Source organism: Paenibacillus sp. MAHUQ-63 (genome assembly GCF_028765165.1).
Taxonomy (GTDB): Bacteria; Bacillota; Bacilli; order Paenibacillales; family NBRC-103111; genus Paenibacillus_E.
Genome location: NZ_JARADB010000004.1, coordinates 257,726 through 277,510 on the forward strand (window position 1 = coordinate 257,726; position 19,785 = coordinate 277,510).

Annotated in this window: 22 protein-coding genes; 21 read left to right on the plus strand and 1 reads right to left on the minus strand. The window is 51.9% G+C overall.

Translation table 11 applies throughout. The features are described 5' to 3' along the window. Nucleotides 1-10 precede the first annotated feature (10 nt). The gene (coaD, locus tag PUT07_RS24410; protein ID WP_274471261.1) at nucleotides 11-520 is read left to right on the plus strand and encodes a pantetheine-phosphate adenylyltransferase; all 510 of its coding nucleotides are present in this window, start codon (nucleotides 11-13) and stop codon (nucleotides 518-520) included. 8 nt (nucleotides 521-528) lie between these two features. Here coaD and PUT07_RS24415 read toward each other — a convergent pair whose 3' ends face one another. Further along, on the minus strand, nucleotides 529-1,806 hold the full coding sequence (locus PUT07_RS24415; protein WP_274471262.1) for a nucleoside recognition domain-containing protein: 1,278 nt from the start codon (nucleotides 1,804-1,806) through the stop codon (nucleotides 529-531). A gap of 125 nt (nucleotides 1,807-1,931) precedes the next feature. Here PUT07_RS24415 and PUT07_RS24420 point away from each other — a divergent pair, with 125 nt between their 5' ends. The 20 genes from PUT07_RS24420 (at nucleotide 1,932) to rplS (ending at nucleotide 19,727) form a co-directional block, all read left to right on the plus strand. Then, complete coding sequence (locus PUT07_RS24420) at nucleotides 1,932-3,056, plus strand: SepM family pheromone-processing serine protease (RefSeq protein WP_274471263.1); 1,125 nt, start codon at nucleotides 1,932-1,934, stop codon at nucleotides 3,054-3,056. 88 nt (nucleotides 3,057-3,144) lie between these two features. Next, on the plus strand, nucleotides 3,145-3,654 hold the full coding sequence (locus PUT07_RS24425) for a YceD family protein (protein WP_274471264.1): 510 nt from the start codon (nucleotides 3,145-3,147) through the stop codon (nucleotides 3,652-3,654). A gap of 39 nt (nucleotides 3,655-3,693) precedes the next feature. Continuing rightward, on the plus strand, nucleotides 3,694-3,867 hold the full coding sequence (gene rpmF, locus PUT07_RS24430; protein WP_274471265.1) for a 50S ribosomal protein L32: 174 nt from the start codon (nucleotides 3,694-3,696) through the stop codon (nucleotides 3,865-3,867). Between the two features lie 119 nt (nucleotides 3,868-3,986). Continuing rightward, nucleotides 3,987-4,601, plus strand: a complete 615-nt coding sequence (gene fapR / locus PUT07_RS24435; RefSeq protein WP_274471267.1) for a transcription factor FapR — start codon at nucleotides 3,987-3,989, stop codon at nucleotides 4,599-4,601. Beyond that, nucleotides 4,585-5,580, plus strand: coding sequence for a phosphate acyltransferase PlsX (gene plsX, locus PUT07_RS24440; RefSeq protein ID WP_274471268.1), 996 nt, complete (start codon nucleotides 4,585-4,587; stop codon nucleotides 5,578-5,580). Before fapR ends, plsX begins: the two co-directional genes overlap by 17 nt. 6 nt (nucleotides 5,581-5,586) lie before the next feature. Beyond that, nucleotides 5,587-6,573: a beta-ketoacyl-ACP synthase III gene (locus tag PUT07_RS24445; protein ID WP_274471270.1), complete on the plus strand. Its 987-nt coding sequence runs from the start codon at nucleotides 5,587-5,589 to the stop codon at nucleotides 6,571-6,573. Between the two features lie 58 nt (nucleotides 6,574-6,631). Continuing rightward, nucleotides 6,632-7,570: an ACP S-malonyltransferase gene (gene fabD / locus PUT07_RS24450; RefSeq protein ID WP_274471271.1), complete on the plus strand. Its 939-nt coding sequence runs from the start codon at nucleotides 6,632-6,634 to the stop codon at nucleotides 7,568-7,570. Next, complete coding sequence (fabG, locus tag PUT07_RS24455; RefSeq protein ID WP_274471665.1) at nucleotides 7,570-8,310, plus strand: 3-oxoacyl-[acyl-carrier-protein] reductase; 741 nt, start codon at nucleotides 7,570-7,572, stop codon at nucleotides 8,308-8,310. The genes fabD and fabG overlap by 1 nt, the downstream gene beginning before the upstream one ends. Nucleotides 8,311-8,394: 84 nt before the next feature. Further along, nucleotides 8,395-8,628: an acyl carrier protein gene (acpP, locus tag PUT07_RS24460; RefSeq protein WP_126142285.1), complete on the plus strand. Its 234-nt coding sequence runs from the start codon at nucleotides 8,395-8,397 to the stop codon at nucleotides 8,626-8,628. A 97-nt stretch (nucleotides 8,629-8,725) separates the two neighbouring features. Next, nucleotides 8,726-9,961 carry a beta-ketoacyl-ACP synthase II gene (gene fabF, locus PUT07_RS24465; RefSeq protein ID WP_274471272.1) on the plus strand — a complete coding sequence of 412 codons (1,236 nt, stop codon included), beginning with the start codon at nucleotides 8,726-8,728 and terminating at the stop codon, nucleotides 9,959-9,961. Between the two features lie 61 nt (nucleotides 9,962-10,022). Further along, nucleotides 10,023-10,724 carry a ribonuclease III gene (gene rnc / locus PUT07_RS24470; RefSeq protein WP_274471273.1) on the plus strand — a complete coding sequence of 234 codons (702 nt, stop codon included), beginning with the start codon at nucleotides 10,023-10,025 and terminating at the stop codon, nucleotides 10,722-10,724. Between the two features lie 94 nt (nucleotides 10,725-10,818). After that, a complete protein-coding gene (smc, locus tag PUT07_RS24475; RefSeq protein ID WP_274471275.1) occupies nucleotides 10,819-14,394 on the plus strand; it encodes a chromosome segregation protein SMC in 3,576 nt (1,191 codons plus the stop codon). Nucleotides 14,395-14,423: 29 nt separating this feature from the next. Continuing rightward, entirely contained in the window at nucleotides 14,424-15,413 is a 990-nt protein-coding gene (ftsY, locus tag PUT07_RS24480; RefSeq protein ID WP_274471276.1) for a signal recognition particle-docking protein FtsY, read from the plus strand. A 150-nt stretch (nucleotides 15,414-15,563) separates the two neighbouring features. After that, nucleotides 15,564-15,914, plus strand: coding sequence for a putative DNA-binding protein (locus tag PUT07_RS24485; protein ID WP_274471279.1), 351 nt, complete (start codon nucleotides 15,564-15,566; stop codon nucleotides 15,912-15,914). A gap of 27 nt (nucleotides 15,915-15,941) precedes the next feature. Next, nucleotides 15,942-17,300: a signal recognition particle protein gene (gene ffh, locus PUT07_RS24490; protein ID WP_274471280.1), complete on the plus strand. Its 1,359-nt coding sequence runs from the start codon at nucleotides 15,942-15,944 to the stop codon at nucleotides 17,298-17,300. A gap of 40 nt (nucleotides 17,301-17,340) precedes the next feature. After that, nucleotides 17,341-17,613 (plus strand): 30S ribosomal protein S16, encoded by a 273-nt coding sequence (rpsP, locus tag PUT07_RS24495; RefSeq protein WP_274471282.1) that lies wholly within the window; start codon nucleotides 17,341-17,343, stop codon nucleotides 17,611-17,613. A gap of 25 nt (nucleotides 17,614-17,638) precedes the next feature. After that, nucleotides 17,639-17,869, plus strand: coding sequence for a KH domain-containing protein (locus tag PUT07_RS24500; RefSeq protein ID WP_047672782.1), 231 nt, complete (start codon nucleotides 17,639-17,641; stop codon nucleotides 17,867-17,869). Between the two features lie 84 nt (nucleotides 17,870-17,953). Continuing rightward, a complete protein-coding gene (gene rimM / locus PUT07_RS24505; protein ID WP_274471283.1) occupies nucleotides 17,954-18,469 on the plus strand; it encodes a ribosome maturation factor RimM in 516 nt (171 codons plus the stop codon). Further along, nucleotides 18,466-19,224, plus strand: a complete 759-nt coding sequence (gene trmD, locus PUT07_RS24510) for a tRNA (guanosine(37)-N1)-methyltransferase TrmD (protein WP_274471285.1) — start codon at nucleotides 18,466-18,468, stop codon at nucleotides 19,222-19,224. The genes rimM and trmD overlap by 4 nt, the downstream gene beginning before the upstream one ends. A 161-nt stretch (nucleotides 19,225-19,385) precedes the next feature. After that, the gene (gene rplS, locus PUT07_RS24515; RefSeq protein WP_274471286.1) at nucleotides 19,386-19,727 is read left to right on the plus strand and encodes a 50S ribosomal protein L19; all 342 of its coding nucleotides are present in this window, start codon (nucleotides 19,386-19,388) and stop codon (nucleotides 19,725-19,727) included. Nucleotides 19,728-19,785 lie beyond the last annotated feature (58 nt).

Consider the following 19,785-nt stretch of genomic DNA (forward strand, 5'->3'; position numbering starts at 1 on the left):
GACAGCAGGAATGAGACAGGAACATGGAATTACAGTAGCGGTATACCCGGGAAGCTTCGATCCGGTAACACACGGACACCTCGATATTATACACAGGGCGGCGAAAGTATTCGATAAGCTGATTGTAGCGGTATTGAACAACACGTCCAAGAATCCTTTGTTTACGTTGGAGGAACGCATGGAGCTGATCCGTCAAGTCACGAAGGATCTGCCGAACGTAGAAGTGGACGGATTCCGCGATCTGATGGTGAATTATATGAAGCAGCGCAATGTGCGTCTCATTGTTCGCGGACTTCGGGCGGTTTCGGATTTCGAATATGAGCTGCAGATGGCTTCTACGAATCACAAATTGAATTCGGACGTGGAGACGTTCTTCATGACCTCCAAGCCCAAGTATTCCTACTTGAGCTCCAGCATTGTGAAAGAGATTGCCCGGTTTCACGGACCGGTTACGGATCTGGTTCCGCCAGAGGTCGAAGAAGCGCTTCAGAAGAAATACCCGATTGCACCAATTACATAAAAATAAAGCTAGAGTGCTTTCTTATCGGAGGTTCTAAGCAGTGCCGAGACCGTGAGCATGACGAGAAGACATAGCGCAAAAGGGACTAATGTCATCGTGCCGATTCCCCAGAGGGAACCGCTATTCAGAAGTGCGGGCAGCAGAGCTTCCGTATGGGGATGGGCATCCAACCATAGGAAGCTTGGTTCGGTATCTTTAAGGAGGAACTGCAGCGGCTTCCACAGCAGGATGGTGAACACCAAGGCGAGAACGGCATGCAGCAGGCGGGATTGAAAAAAGAAACTGTAACGCGCATCCGTATGCTGTTGAAACCCGGCAACCTGCGCATGAGCGGAAAGTCCGCCCCAGCCGAGGAAAGCGCTGAGGAGCGCCATTTGTGGAAGCAGGGCAAGATCCTGGGCTTGACTCCAGGCGTAAGCCCCTAGATGAATTTCCATGAAACCTTTGATCCAGAGCGGCGCAGTGTCCGTGTGGATATTCATAAAGCCTAACAGAGCCGCAGTGAGAGGTCTAAGCGCGTCTGTCAGGTGCGTGATGGTCAATACATTGATCAAAACGGAAAAAATCATCATATATCCGCCAATCAGCATAAGGGTTTGGACGGATGTGAGGACGGAATCGCCCAGGAGCTTGCCGAAGGCGCGTCCATCGTGAAGATAGGCCTGCCGCATGGTGCAGATGGCGTGCTTCCAGATGGGGCCGGGAGGTACAAGCTCTGTTTGTATCGTAAGCCCGTCTTCGGAAGATTGAACGGGTGATTGGAACATTCTCATCAATATACCGGTGATGGCGGCCGTGATGTAATGAACGATAGCGAGCAGGATTCCGAGCTTGGCGCTGTGCAAGAAACCGACGCCTACGATCATAACCATGAACAATGGGCTGCATAAATGCGAGAGCGAGGTGACGCGTTCGGTATCCGAGCGTGTGATCAGTTTTTTTTCGTGCAGGGTGGCAGTAATTTTGGCTCCGCTAGGAAATCCTACAATTAGACCGGAGGCCAGTGCCCATCCGCTTATGCCGGGCAAACGGAACAACCTTCGCATCAGCGGGTCCAGCAGTACGCCTGTTCCTTGGATGACGCCAAATCCGATCAACAACTCGGTCAAGATGAGGAAGGGCATCAGTGCCGGAAAGACAAGCTTCCACCAGATCGTCAACCCTTCCAGCGAGGACTGAAAGGCTTTATCGGGGAATAGTATGATAGACACGACCACTAGGGCTGTCAAAGCCCCCAGTACGAGCGTCGTCAATTTGGGATTGGATTTTACTTTCGAAGGCCGCATAGTTTCACCTCATCCTTTAACATGCTTCATTTGTACGCGGGAGGATGAAGGTTTAGACCAAGCTTTCGCTTGTCCTAGGGACAAGAACACAACCTATGAATCAGACATCAGGGAGGGGAACCTGCATGGAGAATGAAGACGAGGATCGGATCCGCACCTGGTCCAATGATTCTTACCGCTACCCGAGGCAGTCGTCGACCAGACGCTATTTAGTTTCAGCTCTTGTCGGAATTGTTATTGTTTATTTGTTGTTTTTTGTGCGCTTGCCTTTTTTCGTCTTTATGCCGGGAACGGCGGAAGAAATCAAGCCGATGGTGACGATACCGAAAGCGTCGGACGAGGAGAAAGGAACGCTCATGCTAACGACGGTGCGCGTCGCCGATGCGAACATTGTGAATTACATTGTCGGTATGCTTCACCCGTATGAAGAGATTCAGCCCAAAACGAGTGTTCTGCGCAAGGGAGAATCCGAGCAGGAATATACGCAGCGGCAAGAATACGTCATGCTTACGTCTCAATCAAGCGCGATTCAGGCGGCCTATACACATGCCAAAATTCCGTTCCATATCAGCCACGAAGGCGTTATGGTGCTGCAGACGCTGCCGGGGTTATCCGGCGAGAAGGTGCTCAAGCCTGGCGATGTTCTTCTGAAAGCCGGGAATAAAGAAGTGAAGGTGGCGCAAGATTTGCTGGATGCCTTGAAAGGTAAAAAGGCCGGTGAGTCTATTTCGATTACATACGCCAGGCAGAAGGTCGAGCAGACGGCCGATCTGACCCTGGGAGCGCTGCCCAAGCAGGAAGGAGAGCAGGGCGAGCCGCGGGCCGGCATCGGCGTCGTACCGGCTGATATGCAGTCGGTCAAGGCCGATCAGGAGGACCAGCAGGTCTCCATCAAGGCCGGCGAAATCGGCGGGCCCTCCGCAGGATTGATGTTCTCCTTGGAAATATTCAATCAACTGGTTCCGGAGGATATTACGAAAGGGTACCGGATCGCAGGGACGGGCACGATAGAAACGGATGGTACTGTGGGACCGATCGGCGGCATTCAACATAAAATCATTGCCGCGGACCGTCAGAAAGCGGACTTTTTCTTTGCGCCCAAGGATGTGACCTATCCGGACGGCACGAAGGTGTTGAACTATACTGATGCCGTCGCAAGAGCCAATCAGATCAAGTCCAAAATGAAAGTTGTGGAAATCGGTACGATGGACGACGCGCTCAAATTTCTAGCAGCTTTGCCTCCGAAATAAAAGAAGTGAAATAAGTTAAGTAGATTTATAATTGACAAAAGGTCATGTAACTGGATATAATAATCTTTGTTTGTTTGGGGTGAAAATCATGTTAATCCGTTTTAAGGAACTAGCTCTTAAAGGGCATCCGGTTCATATGACCGAAGTGATGAATCTGACGACTCCGTTCGAAGGACGTACAGATGTCTTGGGTCATGGTCCCGTACGTGCAGATCTTCTTGCTACGCATGAAGAGGGAGCGGTCAAAGTTAATGGAACGTTAACGCTAGACTTGGAGTTAAGCTGTTCGCGGTGCTTAACGCACACTAACCAAACAATCGAGCTTCCGTTTGAGGAAGTTTTCATGCAGAAGCCAGAGGAAGAAGATCCTGATCTTGACGAGGATATTCATTTGGTCATTGGTGATAAAGTCGATTTGGAGCCTTACATTGTTGAAAATGTTGTGGTCGGGTTACCGTACATACCACTTTGTGACGAAGCTTGCAAAGGTCTCTGCCCCGTATGCGGGGAGAACCGCAATCAACGCGATTGCGGCTGCAAGCAGGAGAAGATTGATCCAAGGCTGGCAGGTCTCGCTGACTTTTTTAACAAGGAATAAGTCGGGCGCCCGAAATTCGTATAAGGAGGTGTTTTTGAAATGGCAGTACCTCAAAGAAGAACATCCAAAACTCGTCGCGACAAGCGTCGTAATCACTTCAAACTGGAAGTTCCAGGCATGGTGAAATGTGAACAATGTGGAGAGTTGAAACTGGCTCACCGCGTGTGCAAATCTTGCGGAACTTACAAAGGTAGAGAGATCGTAAAAGCATAAGATTAAACATAGTACTTCATCTTCGTGTGAGGTGCTATTTTTTTTGCTTTCTTTTTGGTTCCAAATTTAATATACTACAGTTTAGTATCTGGTAATAAGATGAGATCTCACGAGATAAGGTGGTGCTAGCCATCGAACGCCTACCTAAACGACAAAGGCAGCAGCAATTGCTTCAAGCGATTGAAGCCAATCCTTTCATGACCGACGAGGAACTGATGCGAACGTTTCAGGTTAGCATCCAAACTGTCCGGTTAGACCGATTGGAGCTAGGTATTCCTGAGCTGCGAGAGCGAATGAAGACTATGGCGGTCAAGACGTACGATCAAGTGCGCTCGTTGACCATTGATGAAGTGATTGGAGAAGTGATCGATTTACAGCTGGATCAGAGCGGTATCTCGATTTTTGAAATTAAAGAAGATCATGTTTTCTCAAGAACCAAAATTGCAAGAGGACATCATATATTCTCACAAGCAAACTCCCTCGCCGTTGCCGTTATCGACGATCCGATCGCCTTGACAGCCTCAGCAGATATCCGCTTTATACGTTCGGTAAAGTTAGGAGAGAAATGTATCGCCAAAGCTTATGTGCGTTCCGTTTCCAAAGGGAAAGCAAGGGTTGAAGTGTCTTCATATGTTGGCGATGAGGCTGTGTTTCGCGGCAATTTCGTGATCTTTCATTCGAAGAAGGAGCAACACCTAGAGAGGGAGGACAAGCTGCATGCGGATCGCGATTGATGCGATGGGCGGCGATCATGCCCCGAAGATCGTCGTAGAAGGAGCGCTGGCGGCGGCCAAGGAATGGAAAGACGTACATATCATTCTGGTCGGCAACAGCGCGGCAATTGAAGCTCATCTGACGGAGAAGCCGGCTAATATCAGCATTCGGCACACGGAGGAAGTTATCGAAGCGGAGGATGAGCCGGTCAAGGCGGTTCGCCGCAAGAAAGACGCCTCCATGGTCGTCGCGGGCAAACTGGTGAAAGAGAAGGAAGCGGAGGCGATGATTTCCGCAGGCAACACCGGCGCCTTGATGACGACGGGCTTGCTGGTCGTAGGAAGGATTCCCGGCATCGAACGCCCTGCACTGGCGCCGATGATCCCGACGATGGACGGCAACGGCGTGCTGGCGCTGGATTTGGGGGCGAATATGGATGCTACGCCGGAGCAGCTGCTTCAATATGCGATTATGGGCAGTATTTACCGTTCCAAGGTGCATGGCGTCACTAAGCCGCGCGTAGGCCTGCTCAACGTAGGCACCGAGGCTGCCAAGGGGAATGAATTAACAAAAACAGCGTATCCTTTAATGGAACAAGGCCCGATTCATTTCGTCGGTAATGTCGAATCATCGCAAGTGCTGAGAGCGAAGTGCGATGTCATCGTATGCGACGGCTTTGCCGGGAACATTATGCTGAAATCGCTGGAAGGCGCAGCTTCCGCTATATTTTCCGCGTTAAAGCAAGAATTTACGAAATCGCTGTTTACGAAGCTTGCTGCGGCTGTCCTGAAGCCGGGACTCACGCAATTCCGCAAAAAGCTGGATTATAACGAGCATGGGGCAGCGCCATTTCTCGGCATAGACGGGCTGGTTTTGAAGAGCCATGGCTCATCCGATGCGAATGCCATCAAAAATGCCGTGCGTCAAGCCAGAATTGCCTTGAAAAATGATTTGGTTGGCACCATATCTGCCGAAATTAGCCAGGGGAAGAGAGATTAGAACAACATGAACCTAATACCAGTAGGAGTACTCGGTACAGGTAAGTATGTACCTGATCGAATATTGACGAATCAAGAGCTGGAGACGATGGTCGACACGAATGACGAGTGGATCGTGACGCGGACAGGCATTCGCGAGAGAAGGATCGCAGCAGAGGGACAAGCTACCTCCGATCTGTGCTATGAAGCTTCGCTGGTCGCATTGGCTAACGCTGGAATTACGGCCGATCAGCTCGATTTGATCGTTGTGTCGACGATTACGCCGGATATGGCATTCCCGTCGACGGCTTGCATTCTGCAAGAGAAGCTGGGCGCCAAGAAGGCAGCGGCGTTCGATTTGTCCGCAGCATGCTCCGGCTTCGTTTATGGACTGGCCAACGCCTCTAATTTCATTGCTACAGGCACTTATAAATATGCGCTGGTTATCGGCGCAGACACATTATCCAAAATTACGGACTATACGGACCGTAACACCTGCATCCTGTTTGGAGACGGGGCCGGGGCCGTCGTCATCGGAGAAGTGCCGGAAGGCAGAGGCTTCAAATCGTTCGAGCTCGGCGCCGACGGTTCAGGCGGACCGCTGCTCAAGATCGAAGGCGGCGGATCGCGCAATCCTGCTTCGCAATCGTCGATTGATCAGCGTCTGCACTACATTTACATGGCCGGTGCAGAGGTGTTCAAATTCGCCGTGCGTATCATGGGGAACGCGGCCGACGAAGCGCTGCGCAAAGCAGGCTGGGACAAGTCGGATATCGACCTGCTGGTGCCACACCAAGCGAATATGCGCATCATTCAATCCTCGCTGAACCGATTGGAATTAACGGATGACAAGTGTATCGTCAATATCGACAGATATGGCAACATGTCCGCGGCTTCCATACCGGTTGCACTTGCAGAAGCTTGGGAAGAGGGCCGATTGAAAGAAGGGACCCGCCTGGTGCTGGTCGGTTTCGGCGGCGGCTTGACTTGGGGCGCCACGGCGATGGTCTGGTAAGTAAGGGCCATTCTGCACATTATTTTATTCTAAAAGCCAAAGGAGATCTTTTTCTCGTATGGGTAAAATCGCTTTTGTTTTTCCAGGCCAAGGTTCACAATCCGTAGGGATGGGACAAGACCTGTATACGAACCACCCTGCCGCCAAGGCGTATTTCGACCGGGCCGATGAGACGCTGGGTTTCGCTTTATCCAACCTGATCTTCCAAGGTCCGGAGGACCAGTTGAAGATCACGTACCACACGCAGCCGGCGCTGCTCACGACAAGCATCGCTTGTCTCGAAGCGTTCAAGGCTGCGGGCATCACGCCCGACTATGTCGCGGGACATAGTCTTGGCGAATACAGCGCGCTCGTCGCCGCCGGCGTGCTCGGGTTCGAGGACGCGGTCCGCACCGTGCGGGCCCGCGGCGAGTTCATGGAACAGGCCGTCCCGGGCGGCCTGGGCGCCATGGCGGCCGTGCTCGGAGCCGAGCGCGAAGCGCTTGCGCAGCTGTGCACGGCCATCACGAGCGGCGGCTCCGTCGTGGAGCTCGCTAATGTGAACTGCCCGGGGCAGATCGTCGTCTCGGGCAGTAAGGAAGGCGTTGCAGCCGTTGTCGAACGCTGCAAGGAAGCCGGAGCGAAGCGGGCCATTCCGCTCGAGGTGAGCGGGCCGTTCCACTCTTCGCTCATGAAGCCGGCCTCTGAGCGCCTTGCAGAGGTGCTGGCGTCCGTCGAGATGCGCGCAGCCTCGGTGCCCGTGGTGGCTAACGTGACGGCTCGTCCAGTGACTGAACCGGGCGACATCTGCGGCTTGCTCGTCGAGCAGGTATACTCCCCGGTACTGTGGGAGGACACGGTTGCTTATCTGATCAGCCAAGGCGTCGACACATTCATTGAGCTAGGCTCGGGAACGGTGCTTGCCGGTTTGATCAAGAAGGTCGACAAAACGGTGAAGACCGTATCGATCGGAAGTCTTGAGGCTTTGAACAAGTACTTGCAGGAGGTACAAGCATGATGCTGACTGGTAAAGTGGCACTGGTGACCGGTGCATCCCGGGGAATCGGGCGGGCGATTGCGCTTCATTTGGCTGAGCAGGGCGCCGATGTTGCGGTGAACTATGCAGGAAGCGAAGCGGCTGCCGCTGAAGTGGTATCCGCCATTGAAGCGATGGGACGCAAAGCGATTAAATTGCGCGCCGATGTAAGCTCCTATCAGGAATCCGAAGATCTAGTGAAGAAAACCATTGAATTTTTTGGTAAAATTGATATTCTTGTGAATAATGCAGGTATTACAAGAGACAATCTAATCATGCGAATGAAGGAAGAAGAATTCGATCAAGTTATCGCTACAAACCTGAAAGGTGTGTTCAATTGCGTCAAAGCCGTGACACGCCCGATGATGAAACAGCGCTTTGGTCGAATCATCAATATATCTTCTGTAGTCGGCGTGCTCGGTAACCCGGGTCAGGCCAACTATGTAGCAGCCAAAGCCGGCGTCATTGGCTTGACCAAGGCGACGGCGAAGGAGCTTGCTTCCAGAGGCATTACCGTGAATGCGGTAGCGCCAGGTTTTATCGAAACCGATATGACCGACAAACTGGCTGGCGAGATGCGCGACCAAATGTTGAAGCAAATTCCATTGGAACGCCTTGGCCAGCCAGAGGAAATCGCGAAGGTTGTGCGCTTCCTGGCGTCCGACGATGCATCCTACATGACAGGCCAAACCATCCACGTAGATGGCGGCATGTACATGTAAGATTCGCCACTGGAGAATCTTATGATTTGCCTACTGGCAATCTGTCAAAGATTCTCGTATAATACCAAAGAGGAGGTGAACCGGATGTCCGACGTATTGGATCGTGTTAAACGAATTGTAGTCGATCGTCTAGGGGTTGATGAATCTGAAGTCACCCTCGAAGCATCTTTCAAAGAAGACCTTGGTGCTGATTCTCTCGATGTAGTTGAATTAGTAATGGAGTTAGAAGATGAGTTCGATTTAGAAATTTCCGATGAAGATGCTGAGAAGATTACGACTGTAGGAGAAGTTACGAATTACATAAAATCTCATACGTAATAGTCTACAGAGTCCCGTTTCTAATCAAGACGGGACTTCTCATCATTCCAGGCCCAACTAAAAAATATGAAGATTCGCGACATAGAAGGTGGTACAAATGAAAAGAGTTGTAATTACAGGTATGGGCGTAGTTACTGCCCTTGGTCAAGATTTGGAAACGTTCTGGGGCAACCTGACATCCGGCAAATCCGGAGTCAGCGCCATTGAGAACTTTGATGTAAGCGAATACCCTACGCGGATCGCCGCCGAGATTAAAGATTTCAACATTGAAGATTATGTGGACCGCAAAGAGTCCCGCCGGATGGACCGCTTCGTGCAGTTCGCTGTTGCAGGTGCGCTGAACGCCCTTAAAGACGCGAACTTGAACCTCAAAGAGGATACCGACCCGGAACGCGTAGGCGTCTCGGTAGGTTCCGGTATCGGCGGCTTGAACACATGGGAAGAACAGCACAGAGTGCTGCTGGAGAAAGGGCCGAAGCGCGTATCGCCGTTCTTCATCCCGATGATGATCGCGAATATGGCCTCCGGACATATCTCGATGATCACCGGTGCGAAAGGACCGAACTCAACGGCAGTGACCGCCTGTGCGACGGGTACGCATTCCATCGGGGATTCCTTCAAAATGATTCAGCGCGGCGATGCCGACGTGATGATCTGCGGCGGTGCGGAAGCGACGATTACGCCGATCGGTGTGGCCGGATTCTGCGCGCTTCGCGCAATGTCCACGCGCAACGAAGACCCGCATGCAGCCAGCCGTCCGTTCGATACGGACCGTGATGGCTTCGTCATGGGCGAGGGTTCGGGCGTTCTGATTCTGGAATCGCTGGAACATGCGCAGCAGCGCGGCGCACGCATCTATGCGGAAGTGATCGGTTACGGTATGAGCGGCGACGCCTACCACATGACGGATCCGGATCCGGACGGAGCGGCTCGCTGTATGTCCAGAGCGATCAAAGATGCCGGGATTGCGCCGGAAGCCATTACTTATATCAACGCGCATGGAACTTCAACGCCTGTCGGCGACAAATCCGAGACGACGGCCATCAAGAAAGCGCTTGGCGATCACGCGTACAAAGTAGCCGTGAGCTCCACCAAATCGATGACGGGGCATTTGCTCGGAGCTGCCGGTGGCGTTGAAGCGGTTATCTGCGGTATGACGATTGCGAACAGCGTCATTGCGCCTACGATCAATTTGGACAACCAAGATCCCGAATGCGACTTGGATTATGTGCCGAACACGGCGCGTCAAGCTCAAGTGGAGATTGCGATGTCCAATTCATTCGGTTTTGGCGGACATAACGCCACGATCATCATGAAAAGGTTTCAAGCATAATTTGCCTGCCTGCGAAGAAAGATAACGGAATATCATTCTCTCTGGGTGGTGAATAGGCACAATGAACCGCGATATTAAAGAACTGCAGCGGCGGATCGGCATCTCGTTTCGCAAATCCGAGCTGCTGAAGCAAGCTTTTACCCATTCTTCCTATGTCAATGAGCATCGGATTGCCGGACACAAAGATAACGAACGTCTGGAATTTCTGGGCGATGCCGTTTTGGAATTAACCGTTTCGGAATTTTTATATGAATCTTATCCGGGGCGCTCGGAAGGCGAGCTGACGAAGCTCAGAGCCTCCATCGTATGTGAGCCCTCACTTGTTACGTTTGCTGAAGAATTAGATTTCGGCGCTTTCGTTCTGCTGGGCAAAGGGGAGGAGTTGACCGGAGGGCGTCAACGTCCGGCGCTTCTTGCCGATGTGTTTGAATCCTTCATCGGTGCCTTGTACCTGGATCAAGGGATCGATGTTGTCAAAAGCTTTCTCAACAAGCATGTGTTCGCCAACATTTCCAGCGAAGGCAAGCTGCTCGTTATTGATTACAAGACTCAATTGCAAGAGCATACCCAACATCATGGCTTGGGATCTCTGGAATACCGCATCGTCAACGAGCGGGGTCCTGCACATGAACGTGAGTTTGTAGCTGAAGTCCACATGGATGCCGACCTTCTGGGAACCGGAGCAGGACGTTCCAAGAAAGAAGCTGAGCAGCAGGCAGCTGCCCAAGCATTGTTGAAATTGAATGTGACCGTTCAGCGGTAAGTCATATAGCACAAAGGGGCAGCCGAGGCTGCCTTTTTGTTTTTTTCTCTTATTTTAGTAAGGGATATGTTACAATGATGTCTGAGGTGAGACCATGTTTTTGAAACGGATTGAATTATCCGGGTTTAAGTCTTTCGCCGACCGGACGGAGCTGGAATTCGTACGCGGTATCACTGCGGTCGTCGGTCCGAACGGAAGCGGCAAAAGCAATATCTCCGACGGCATCCGCTGGGTGTTGGGGGAGCAGAGCGCCAAGTCTTTGCGCGGCGGTAAAATGGAAGACGTTATTTTTGCGGGCAGCGATGCGCGCCGTGCAGTGAATTATGGGGAAGTGTCGCTGACGCTGGACAATACGTCGCAATCGCTTCCGCTTGAATTCAATGAAGTCACGGTGACTCGCCGTGTGCACCGGAGCGGGGAAAGCGAGTATTTGATCAACAAGCAGCCCTGCCGATTGAAGGATATCACGGAATTGTTCATGGATACGGGGATCGGGAAAGAGGCGTATTCCATTATCGGACAAGGCCGTATCGAAGAGATTTTAAGTACGAAATCGGAAGATCGCCGCGGCATCTTTGAAGAAGCGTCGGGGATTGTTAAATATAAATCGCGTAAGAGGGAAGCGGAGAAAAAGTTAAACGATACCGAACAAAATCTGCTCAGGATTCATGACCTCGTCTCTGAATTAGAGGATCAGATTGAGCCGCTTCGCGAGCAATCGGAGAAAGCGATTCGTTACAAAGAGCTTCGCGAAACGCTCAAAAGCAGTGAAATTGCGATGTACGTTCATCAGATCGACCAGATTTATCTTTCCTGGAATGAAGCGTCGCAGAAGCTGGAGAAGCTCACCAAGGAGCAGACCGAGCTAGCGACGGTCGTCAACCAGCATGACGCTCACTTAGAGAAGCATCGCTGGGAGACGCGCAGGCTCGAAGAGGAGCTGGAGAAGCTGCAGGAAACGCTTCTTGTTCTCAGTGAGGAATTCGAGAAATGCGAAGGGCATGGCGAGGTGCTCAAGGAACGGAAGAAAAACTACGCAGCCAATCATCAACAGCTCGGCAGTACGATTGCGATGCAGGAACAGCGCAGAATCGACAAGGAAGCGGAGCTCGGCGAGCAGCGCGAGAAAATTATTCAGATCGGTGCGCAGCTCTTTGAATTTCAAGCGAAGCTGACAGCGGAAGAGCAGCGCTTGCTCGGAGTGAATGGGGGCATCTCCTCCTCCCCGGAGGATCAGTTGAAAGGCGAACTGCTCGAGACACTGAACAGGATGGCGCAAGCCCGGAATGAAATCCGGTATGCCGAACAGCAAACGGAGAGCATCGGGCGCAGGGTGGAGCGGCTGGACGATGAGCGGCTGAAATGGGACGAACAGCGCGTCCAGATTGCACAGCGCAAGCAAGATTTGACCGACAAGCTGGAGAAGACGGTTCAAGAAATTGAAGATATCCGGCAGCAGTATGTCCAGTTGACCCAGAGTTTGAAGAGCAAGCAGACGCTGCTCGACGAAGCTCAGGGCATGGTGCGCAAGTGGGAGCAGAAGCTCGATGCGCTTACCTCCCGCCGGGACACGATGAAAGAGATGGCGAGCGATTACGACGGCTTCATGCAGGGCGTCAAGGAAGTGCTCAAAGCCAAGAGCCGGAAGGATTTGCGAGGCATCCGCGGAGCGGTGGCCGAACTGGTGAAAGTGCCGGCAGAGGTTGAGGTTGCGATAGAAACCGCGCTCGGGGGCGCGCTGCAGAACATTGTGGTCGAAACGGAGGCGGACGGCCGTGAAGCGATTGCCTTCTTGAAGCGGCGCCAAATGGGACGAGCTACATTCCTGCCGATGAACGTCATTCGAGGCCGGTCCATTGGCGATCATGAGATCGCTTCGCTCAAATCGGCGAGAGGGTTCGTCGGCATCGCCGTAGATCTCGTTTCGTTCGACAACACGTATCAGAACATTTTCTCAAGTCTTCTCGGCAATGTGGTTGTGGCTCAGACATTGGAAGACGCCAACCATATTGCGGCCAAAGCGCAGTACCGCTACCGGGTAGTGACGCTGGAAGGGGATGTCGTCAATCCGGGCGGCTCCATGACAGGCGGAAGCTTGCAGAAGAAATCGACCAACCTGTTGGGCCGCCAACGGCAAATTGAGGAGCTGGATCTGGAGATTCGCAACTCGGAAAGCCAGTTAGGCACGCTGCGCAGCCAATCCAGCGCGATGAAGCGGGAGATCACCGATGAGATGATGACCGTCGAGCAGCTCCGCCAGCAAGGCGAACAGAAGCGTATCGAAGAGCAGCAAATTCGGGCGGAATTGAATCCGCTGGAATCGGAAAGCCGCAAAGTGGATGAGCAGCTCTCACTCGACAGCCAAGATCGAGGATCGCTTTTGGAGGAACAGGCGGAGCTCGCCCGTAAGAAAGCGGAGGCGGAGACGGCGCTGGCTGAGCTTCAGCAGGAAGAAGCCTCTTTGCAGCAAGCGATTCGCGACGCCGAGAGTACTCGGAAAGCGAGCGAATCCGAGAAGGAGGAGCTGCAGAGCCAGCTAACGGATCTGAAGGTGAAGGTCGCTTCGATTTCGCAGGAGAAGCAATCGCTCCAGGATCAGCAGCGGCGCTTGCAGCAGGATTTGAGCGAGGCCGATCGCGAGATGGAGACGAACCGCGGGCTGCTCCTGCAGCTGGAACAAGACATGAGCGCACTCGAGCAGGAAACCGTGCTCCAAGTCGAACTGCTCAATGATCTCAAGCTGAAGAAGCAGCAATGCACCGAAAGCATTGATTTCAAGCGGGCTGAACGTACCGACTGGTTACATAAGCTGGAGCAGGAAGAGAACGAAACGCGGGCACAGCGTCTGCAATTGAAGCAGGTGGAAGAGAGCTTGCATCAAACGGAAGTGCGCGTCACGCGTTTGGATGTAGAGCTGGAGAACATGCTGAAGAAGCTTGCGGAAGAGTATGAGCTCAGCTATGAACTGGCCAAAGAACGGTATCCGATCCCTGAGAATATTCAAGGCACGCAATCGAAGGTGCGGGAGCTCAAACGCGAAATTGCCTCCTTGGGCGATGTAAACCTGGGGGCCATTGAAGAGTATGCAAGGGTCTCCGAGCGGTTTGAGTTTCTGGACTCGCAGAAAAACGACTTGATCGAAGCCAAGACTACGCTTTATCAGGTGATTAAGGAAATGGATCAGGAAATGTCCAAGCGGTTCAAAACGACCTTCGATGCCATTCGCTCGCATTTTGGCGTCGTCTTCGCCAAGTTGTTCGGCGGGGGCAGGGCCGATTTGATTTTATCCGAGCCGGACAATATGCTGGATACAGGGATTGAGATCGTAGCCCAGCCGCCAGGCAAGAAGCTGCAAAATCTGCAGCTGTTATCGGGAGGAGAGCGCGCGCTTACCGCGATCGCTTTGTTATTTTCCATTATTCGGGTGAAGCCGGTCCCATTCTGCGTACTGGATGAAGTCGAAGCGGCACTGGATGAGGCCAACGTCTCCCGTTTTGCCGAATATTTGCGCGAATTCTCGGAGATGACCCAATTCATCGTGGTCACGCACCGTAAGGGAACGATGGAAGAGGCGGATGTTCTGTACGGGGTGACGATGCAGGAAGGCGGCGTGTCCAAGCTGGTTTCCGTCCGTCTGGAGGATGAGGAAGCCGCGATGTCCGCGTCGTAATTGGCTAAAGTTATATTCTAGGAGGAACTATGAGTTTTTTTAAACGGTTGAAAGAGAGCATTTCCAGCAAGGCCGAAGCGGTAACGAATAAGTTCAAGGAAGGCCTAGCCAAAACGAGAGATGTGTTCGTGGAGCGAGTCGACGACCTATTCTCCCGGCGCAAGAAGATTGACGAAGACTTTTATGAAGAGCTGGAAGAGATTCTAATCGGCGCCGATGTCGGTGTGAATACCGTGCTCAAGCTGATCGACCAGCTGCGTGCGGAAGTGAAGAAACGGAAGATCGAGAATCCGGCGGAGCTGCAGCCTATTCTGTCCGAGAAGCTGATCGAGCTGCTCAAGGGCGATGCCGATGCGGGGCTTAACCTAAATCCGAACGGATTATCCGTTATTTTGTTCGTTGGCGTCAATGGCGTAGGCAAAACGACAACGATCGGAAAAATGGCGCACATGTTCAAATCCCAAGGGAAAAAGGTGCTTATGGCCGCAGGCGACACATTCCGTGCGGGAGCGATCGAGCAGCTGGAAACGTGGGGCGAGCGTGTCGGCGTCGATGTCATTAAGCAGCAATCGGGCGCTGACCCGGCTGCGGTTATGTATGATGCCGTACAGGCCGCTAAGACGCGCGGCGTCGATATCTTGCTGTGCGATACGGCCGGCCGCTTGCAGAACAAAGTGAATCTCATGGAGGAGCTGAACAAGATTTACCGCGTTATCCAACGCGAAGTGCCGGACGCTCCGCATGAGGTGATCCTCGTTCTGGATGCGACAACAGGGCAGAATGCGCTCAGCCAAGCCAAGCTCTTCGGAGACAAGACCGGCCTGACCGGACTTGTGCTGTCCAAGCTGGACGGCACGGCCAAAGGCGGGATCGTCGTGGCGATCCGCCAGGAATTGTCGCTGCCGGTGAAATTCGTCGGCCTCGGCGAGAAAATGGACGATCTCCAGCCGTTTGATTCGGAGCAATTCGTGCACGCTTTGTTCGGCAAATGGATGGGCGAGACCAAAGAAGAAGACTAAGCGGGAAATCCCCTCAGCCTCTACGGTTGGCGGGGGATTTTTTTGTTTGAAATACTGACAAGGTAAAACGCTTGACATTCATTCCGGAATTCAGTATGATAGGTCATGTTGTGCTGCTGTCAAGGGCGCAACCTTTACGGAGGTGGAGTCATGACGGTTGATCAAATGCTCGCGAAAACGAATCGCATCAATCTGCTGTTTGACTTCTATGAACCCCTTTTGACCGAGAAGCAGAGAACGTTTCTCAGATTGTACTTTCACGACGACTACTCGCTAGGAGAAATCGCCGAGAATTTCGAAATTAGCCGCCAAGCGGTGTATGAGCATATTAAGCGTGCAGAATTGACTTTGCAGGAATATGAAGCTAAGCTGCATCTGTTACATAAGCATGAACAACGCGTGAAGCTTCGCACCGAACTGGACCAATTGCTGACAAGCTGTGATCCTGAGCTGAAGAGGAAAACGACGGAGCTTTTTGATACAATAATAGAGATCGACTGATCATAGTCCAAGCAGGAGGTGAAGCGCATGGCATTTGAAGGATTGGCAAACCGGTTACAGAACGTTTTTGGAAAGCTGAGAAGCAAAGGTAAGCTGACGGAAGAAGATGTAGGCGAAGCGCTTCGCGAGGTACGGCTCGCTCTGCTTGAAGCGGACGTGAACTTTAAAGTCGTCAAAGACTTTATTGCCAAAGTGAAGGAGCAGGCGATCGGACAAGAAGTCATGAAGTCCTTCACGCCGGGCATGGTTGTTATCGACATCGTGAACAAAGAGCTTACGGCGCTCATGGGCGGTACGCAGAGCAAGCTGGCTCGTTCGAACCGGCCGCCGACCGTCATTATGATGGCAGGTCTGCAAGGGGCAGGTAAAACGACGACGTCCGGTAAGCTGGCGAAGATGCTGGTCAAACAAAACCATAGACCGCTGCTTGTCGCGTGCGACATTTATCGTCCCGCTGCGATCAAACAGCTGCAGGTGCTCGGAGAGCAGTTGAAGGTTCCTGTCTTCGCACTGGGAGATCAAGTGAATCCGGTCGATATCGCCAAGCAAGGGCTGCAGCACGCCAAAGATCATGGCCACGATTATGTGATCATCGATACCGCGGGGCGCCTCCACATTGACGAGAATTTGATGGATGAACTGAAAAATGTGCGCGCCGCTGTTACGCCCGACGAAATATTGCTCGTTGTCGATGCGATGACGGGTCAAGATGCCGTGAACGTCGCAGAGAGCTTCCACCAACAGCTGGAACTCACGGGCGTAGTCCTCACGAAGCTGGACGGCGATACCCGCGGTGGTGCGGCGTTATCCGTCAAAGCCGTAACCGGCTGCCCGATTAAGTTCGTCGCGAGCGGCGAGAAGATGGATGCTTTGGAACCTTTCTTCCCAGACCGGATGGCCTCCAGAATTCTCGGCATGGGCGACATGCTGACACTGATCGAGAAGGCGCAAGCCGGCATCGACATGGACAAGGCGAAAGAGATGGAGCGCAAAATGCGCAACGCCGAGTTCACGTTCGATGATTTCCTTGACCAGATGGAGCAGGTGAAGAAGATGGGGCCGCTTGATCAAATCCTGGAGATGCTGCCGGGTGCGAACAAGATCAAAGGCATGAAGGATATGAAGGTGGACGACAAGCAGATGGCCCGCGTCGAGGCGATTGTGAAGTCGATGACCAAGGAAGAGAAGCGCAAGCCGGAGCTGCTGAACGCAAGCCGCCGCAAGCGAATTGCGCTGGGAAGCGGCAATTCCGTACAGGAAGTGAATCGGTTCATCAAGCAATTTGACGATATGCGCAAAATGATGAAGCAGTTCTCCGGCATGATGGGACCTAAGGGGCCCAAAGGAATGAAGAAGCTGGGCAAGGGATTTAAATTCCCGTTCTAAATATAAGGTGTTTTTATTCTAATTAGGAGGTGAATGATTCATGGCAGTACGTATTCGTCTTAAACGTGCAGGTGCTCACAAAGCTCCTTTCTACCGTGTGGTGGTTTCGGATTCCCGTTCCCCGCGTGATGGTCGTTTTATCGAAGAAATCGGTACTTATAACCCAATTGCTGAACCGGCAGCTGTTAACCTTGATGAGGAGAAAGCGCTGAAATGGCTTCAAATTGGCGCTCAACCGTCCGATACAGTTCGCAGCCTGTTCTCCAAAGCAGGTTTGATGACTAAGTTTCACGAGCTGAAATTACAGAAGTAATCTGTTCACTTCGGAGGGTGTTTTCATGAAGGATCTTATCACCGTTATTGCTAAGGCTCTTGTTGATCATCCGGAAGAAGTGCGTGTCGCTGTCGTGGAGAAGGATGACAAAATCGAGTACAGGCTTTCCGTTCACCCCGACGATGTCGGGAAAGTGATCGGCAAGCAAGGGAAGATTGCGAAGTCGCTCCGCACGGTGGTCACGTCGGCAGCAGTGAAAGAAACGAAACGGGTAGCCGTAGAGATCGTTTCATAAGAAATTAGGTTAGGATTCTATTCCTAGCCTTTTTCTTATATGGACTTGCATAAGGCACAATAAAGTGGAGGTTAGCAAGCGCAAATGGCGGATAAATTGATGACGATTGGTAAAATCGCCAATACCCATGGTATTCGCGGCGAACTGAAGATTGTACCGGAAACCGATTTCCCCGAACGTTTCGATAAAGGCAGCGAGTTGGTTATTGTTGACTCCCAAAATAAGCAAACGCCGGTGACTGTGCAAACGTCCCGCTTACATAAAAATATGTTTATCGTGCAATTCGCACAATTCAGCAACATTAACGATGTGGAGAAGTTCAAAGGAGCGCTCCTCAAAATCGATGCGAAGAATCAACAGCCGCTCGAAGAGGGAGAATATTATTACCACGAAATTATTGGCTGTAAGGTCATTACGGAAGAAGGCCAAGAGCTCGGTCCGATTACGGAAATACTGACGCCTGGAGCTAACGATGTTTGGGTAGTATCTTTGCCGAAAGGCAAGCAATTGCTGCTGCCGGTTATTGACGATGTCATTCTGGATGTAGATGTCGCTAATAAGACAATACGGATTCACCTGATGGAAGGGTTAATGGAATGAGAATTGATGTACTGACCTTGTTCCCAGAAATGTTTGACGGCGTATTCTCGTCCAGCATTTTGGGAAAAGCTCGAGATAAGGGAATCGTAAGTCTGAACACCGTGAATTTCCGGGATTACTCCAATAATAAGCATAATACGGTCGACGATTATCCTTATGGCGGCGGAGGCGGAATGGTATTGAAGCCGGAGCCGATCTTTGCGGCGGTGGAGGATCTGCCTGTGGGCGAGGACGCCGAAGGCGGCTCGGTGAAGCCGAGGGTTATTCTCATGTGTCCGCAAGGCAAACCGTTCACACAGAAGGTGGCTGAAGAATTGTCCTGCGAGCAGCACCTCGTGTTTATTTGCGGACATTATGAAGGCTACGATGAGCGGATTAGGCAATACCTGGTGACGGACGAGCTCTCCATTGGCGATTATGTGCTTACCGGTGGAGAACTGCCTGCCATGGTCGTTATAGACAGTGTAGTAAGGCTTCTGCCCGGAGTACTCGGCAATGAGATGTCGGCTGTGACGGATTCGTTCTCGACAGGCCTGCTGGAGTATCCTCATTATACGCGTCCCGCCAAATTCAGAGAGTGGGAAGTGCCGGAGATGCTGTTGTCCGGCCATCATGAGAATGTACGGCGCTGGAGGCGCAAGGAATCGTTATTCCGCACACTGGAGCGACGTCCGGATTTGCTCGAAGGCAGGGAGTTTACGAAGGAAGAAAAGGCCTGGCTGGCCGAATGGCAGGAGCGAAATCCAAAGAAGTAGCCCCCAAAACTTCTCTATTGAATTTCTTTCCTGTCTATGATATTATATATTCTGTTGTGATTTTTCAACAGCTCGAGTCTGGTGGTCCTCTACGCATAACAACTTAGATTTAACTTGTAGATCGGCGGAATGAACACCTGTGTGGAAGGAGGGAGTCAACTATGAATCTTATTCAAGAGATTACTAAGGAGCAGCTCCGTACGGATATTCCAAGTTTCCGTCCTGGCGATACTCTGAAAGTACACGTAAAAGTTATCGAGGGTTCGCGTGAGCGTATTCAGCTGTTCGAAGGTGTTGTGATCAAACGCCACGGCGGTGGAATCAGCGAAACGTTTACTGTTCGTAAAATTTCTTACGGTGTTGGCGTGGAAAGAACTTTCCCGCTGCATTCTCCAAGAATCGAGAAAATCGAAGTGGCTCGCCGTGGTAAAGTTCGTCGTGCGAAACTTTATTACCTGCGTGGTCTTCGCGGTAAAGCAGCAAGAATCAAAGAAATTCGATAAGAAAACGGGGGGCTTGTTTAGGCAAGTCTCCTTTTCGTTTTTTGCAGCACCTTTTTAC

Bases quoted from the DNA above. Each gene is read 5' to 3' on its own strand.
- coaD (WP_274471261.1), top strand. From the start codon at position 11: ATGAGACAGGAACATGGAATTACAGTAGCGGTATACCCGGGAAGCTTC.
- PUT07_RS24415 (WP_274471262.1), bottom strand. From the start codon at position 1,806: ATGCGGCCTTCGAAAGTAAAATCCAATCCCAAATTGACGACGCTCGTA.
- PUT07_RS24420 (WP_274471263.1), top strand. From the start codon at position 1,932: ATGGAGAATGAAGACGAGGATCGGATCCGCACCTGGTCCAATGATTCT.
- PUT07_RS24425 (WP_274471264.1), top strand. From the start codon at position 3,145: ATGTTAATCCGTTTTAAGGAACTAGCTCTTAAAGGGCATCCGGTTCAT.
- rpmF (WP_274471265.1), top strand. From the start codon at position 3,694: ATGGCAGTACCTCAAAGAAGAACATCCAAAACTCGTCGCGACAAGCGT.
- plsX (WP_274471268.1), top strand. From the start codon at position 4,585: ATGCGGATCGCGATTGATGCGATGGGCGGCGATCATGCCCCGAAGATC.
- PUT07_RS24445 (WP_274471270.1), top strand. From the start codon at position 5,587: ATGAACCTAATACCAGTAGGAGTACTCGGTACAGGTAAGTATGTACCT.
- fabD (WP_274471271.1), top strand. From the start codon at position 6,632: ATGGGTAAAATCGCTTTTGTTTTTCCAGGCCAAGGTTCACAATCCGTA.
- fabG (WP_274471665.1), top strand. From the start codon at position 7,570: ATGCTGACTGGTAAAGTGGCACTGGTGACCGGTGCATCCCGGGGAATC.
- acpP (WP_126142285.1), top strand. From the start codon at position 8,395: ATGTCCGACGTATTGGATCGTGTTAAACGAATTGTAGTCGATCGTCTA.
- fabF (WP_274471272.1), top strand. From the start codon at position 8,726: ATGAAAAGAGTTGTAATTACAGGTATGGGCGTAGTTACTGCCCTTGGT.
- rnc (WP_274471273.1), top strand. From the start codon at position 10,023: ATGAACCGCGATATTAAAGAACTGCAGCGGCGGATCGGCATCTCGTTT.
- smc (WP_274471275.1), top strand. From the start codon at position 10,819: ATGTTTTTGAAACGGATTGAATTATCCGGGTTTAAGTCTTTCGCCGAC.
- ftsY (WP_274471276.1), top strand. From the start codon at position 14,424: ATGAGTTTTTTTAAACGGTTGAAAGAGAGCATTTCCAGCAAGGCCGAA.
- PUT07_RS24485 (WP_274471279.1), top strand. From the start codon at position 15,564: ATGACGGTTGATCAAATGCTCGCGAAAACGAATCGCATCAATCTGCTG.
- ffh (WP_274471280.1), top strand. From the start codon at position 15,942: ATGGCATTTGAAGGATTGGCAAACCGGTTACAGAACGTTTTTGGAAAG.
- rpsP (WP_274471282.1), top strand. From the start codon at position 17,341: ATGGCAGTACGTATTCGTCTTAAACGTGCAGGTGCTCACAAAGCTCCT.
- PUT07_RS24500 (WP_047672782.1), top strand. From the start codon at position 17,639: ATGAAGGATCTTATCACCGTTATTGCTAAGGCTCTTGTTGATCATCCG.
- rimM (WP_274471283.1), top strand. From the start codon at position 17,954: ATGGCGGATAAATTGATGACGATTGGTAAAATCGCCAATACCCATGGT.
- trmD (WP_274471285.1), top strand. From the start codon at position 18,466: ATGAGAATTGATGTACTGACCTTGTTCCCAGAAATGTTTGACGGCGTA.
- rplS (WP_274471286.1), top strand. From the start codon at position 19,386: ATGAATCTTATTCAAGAGATTACTAAGGAGCAGCTCCGTACGGATATT.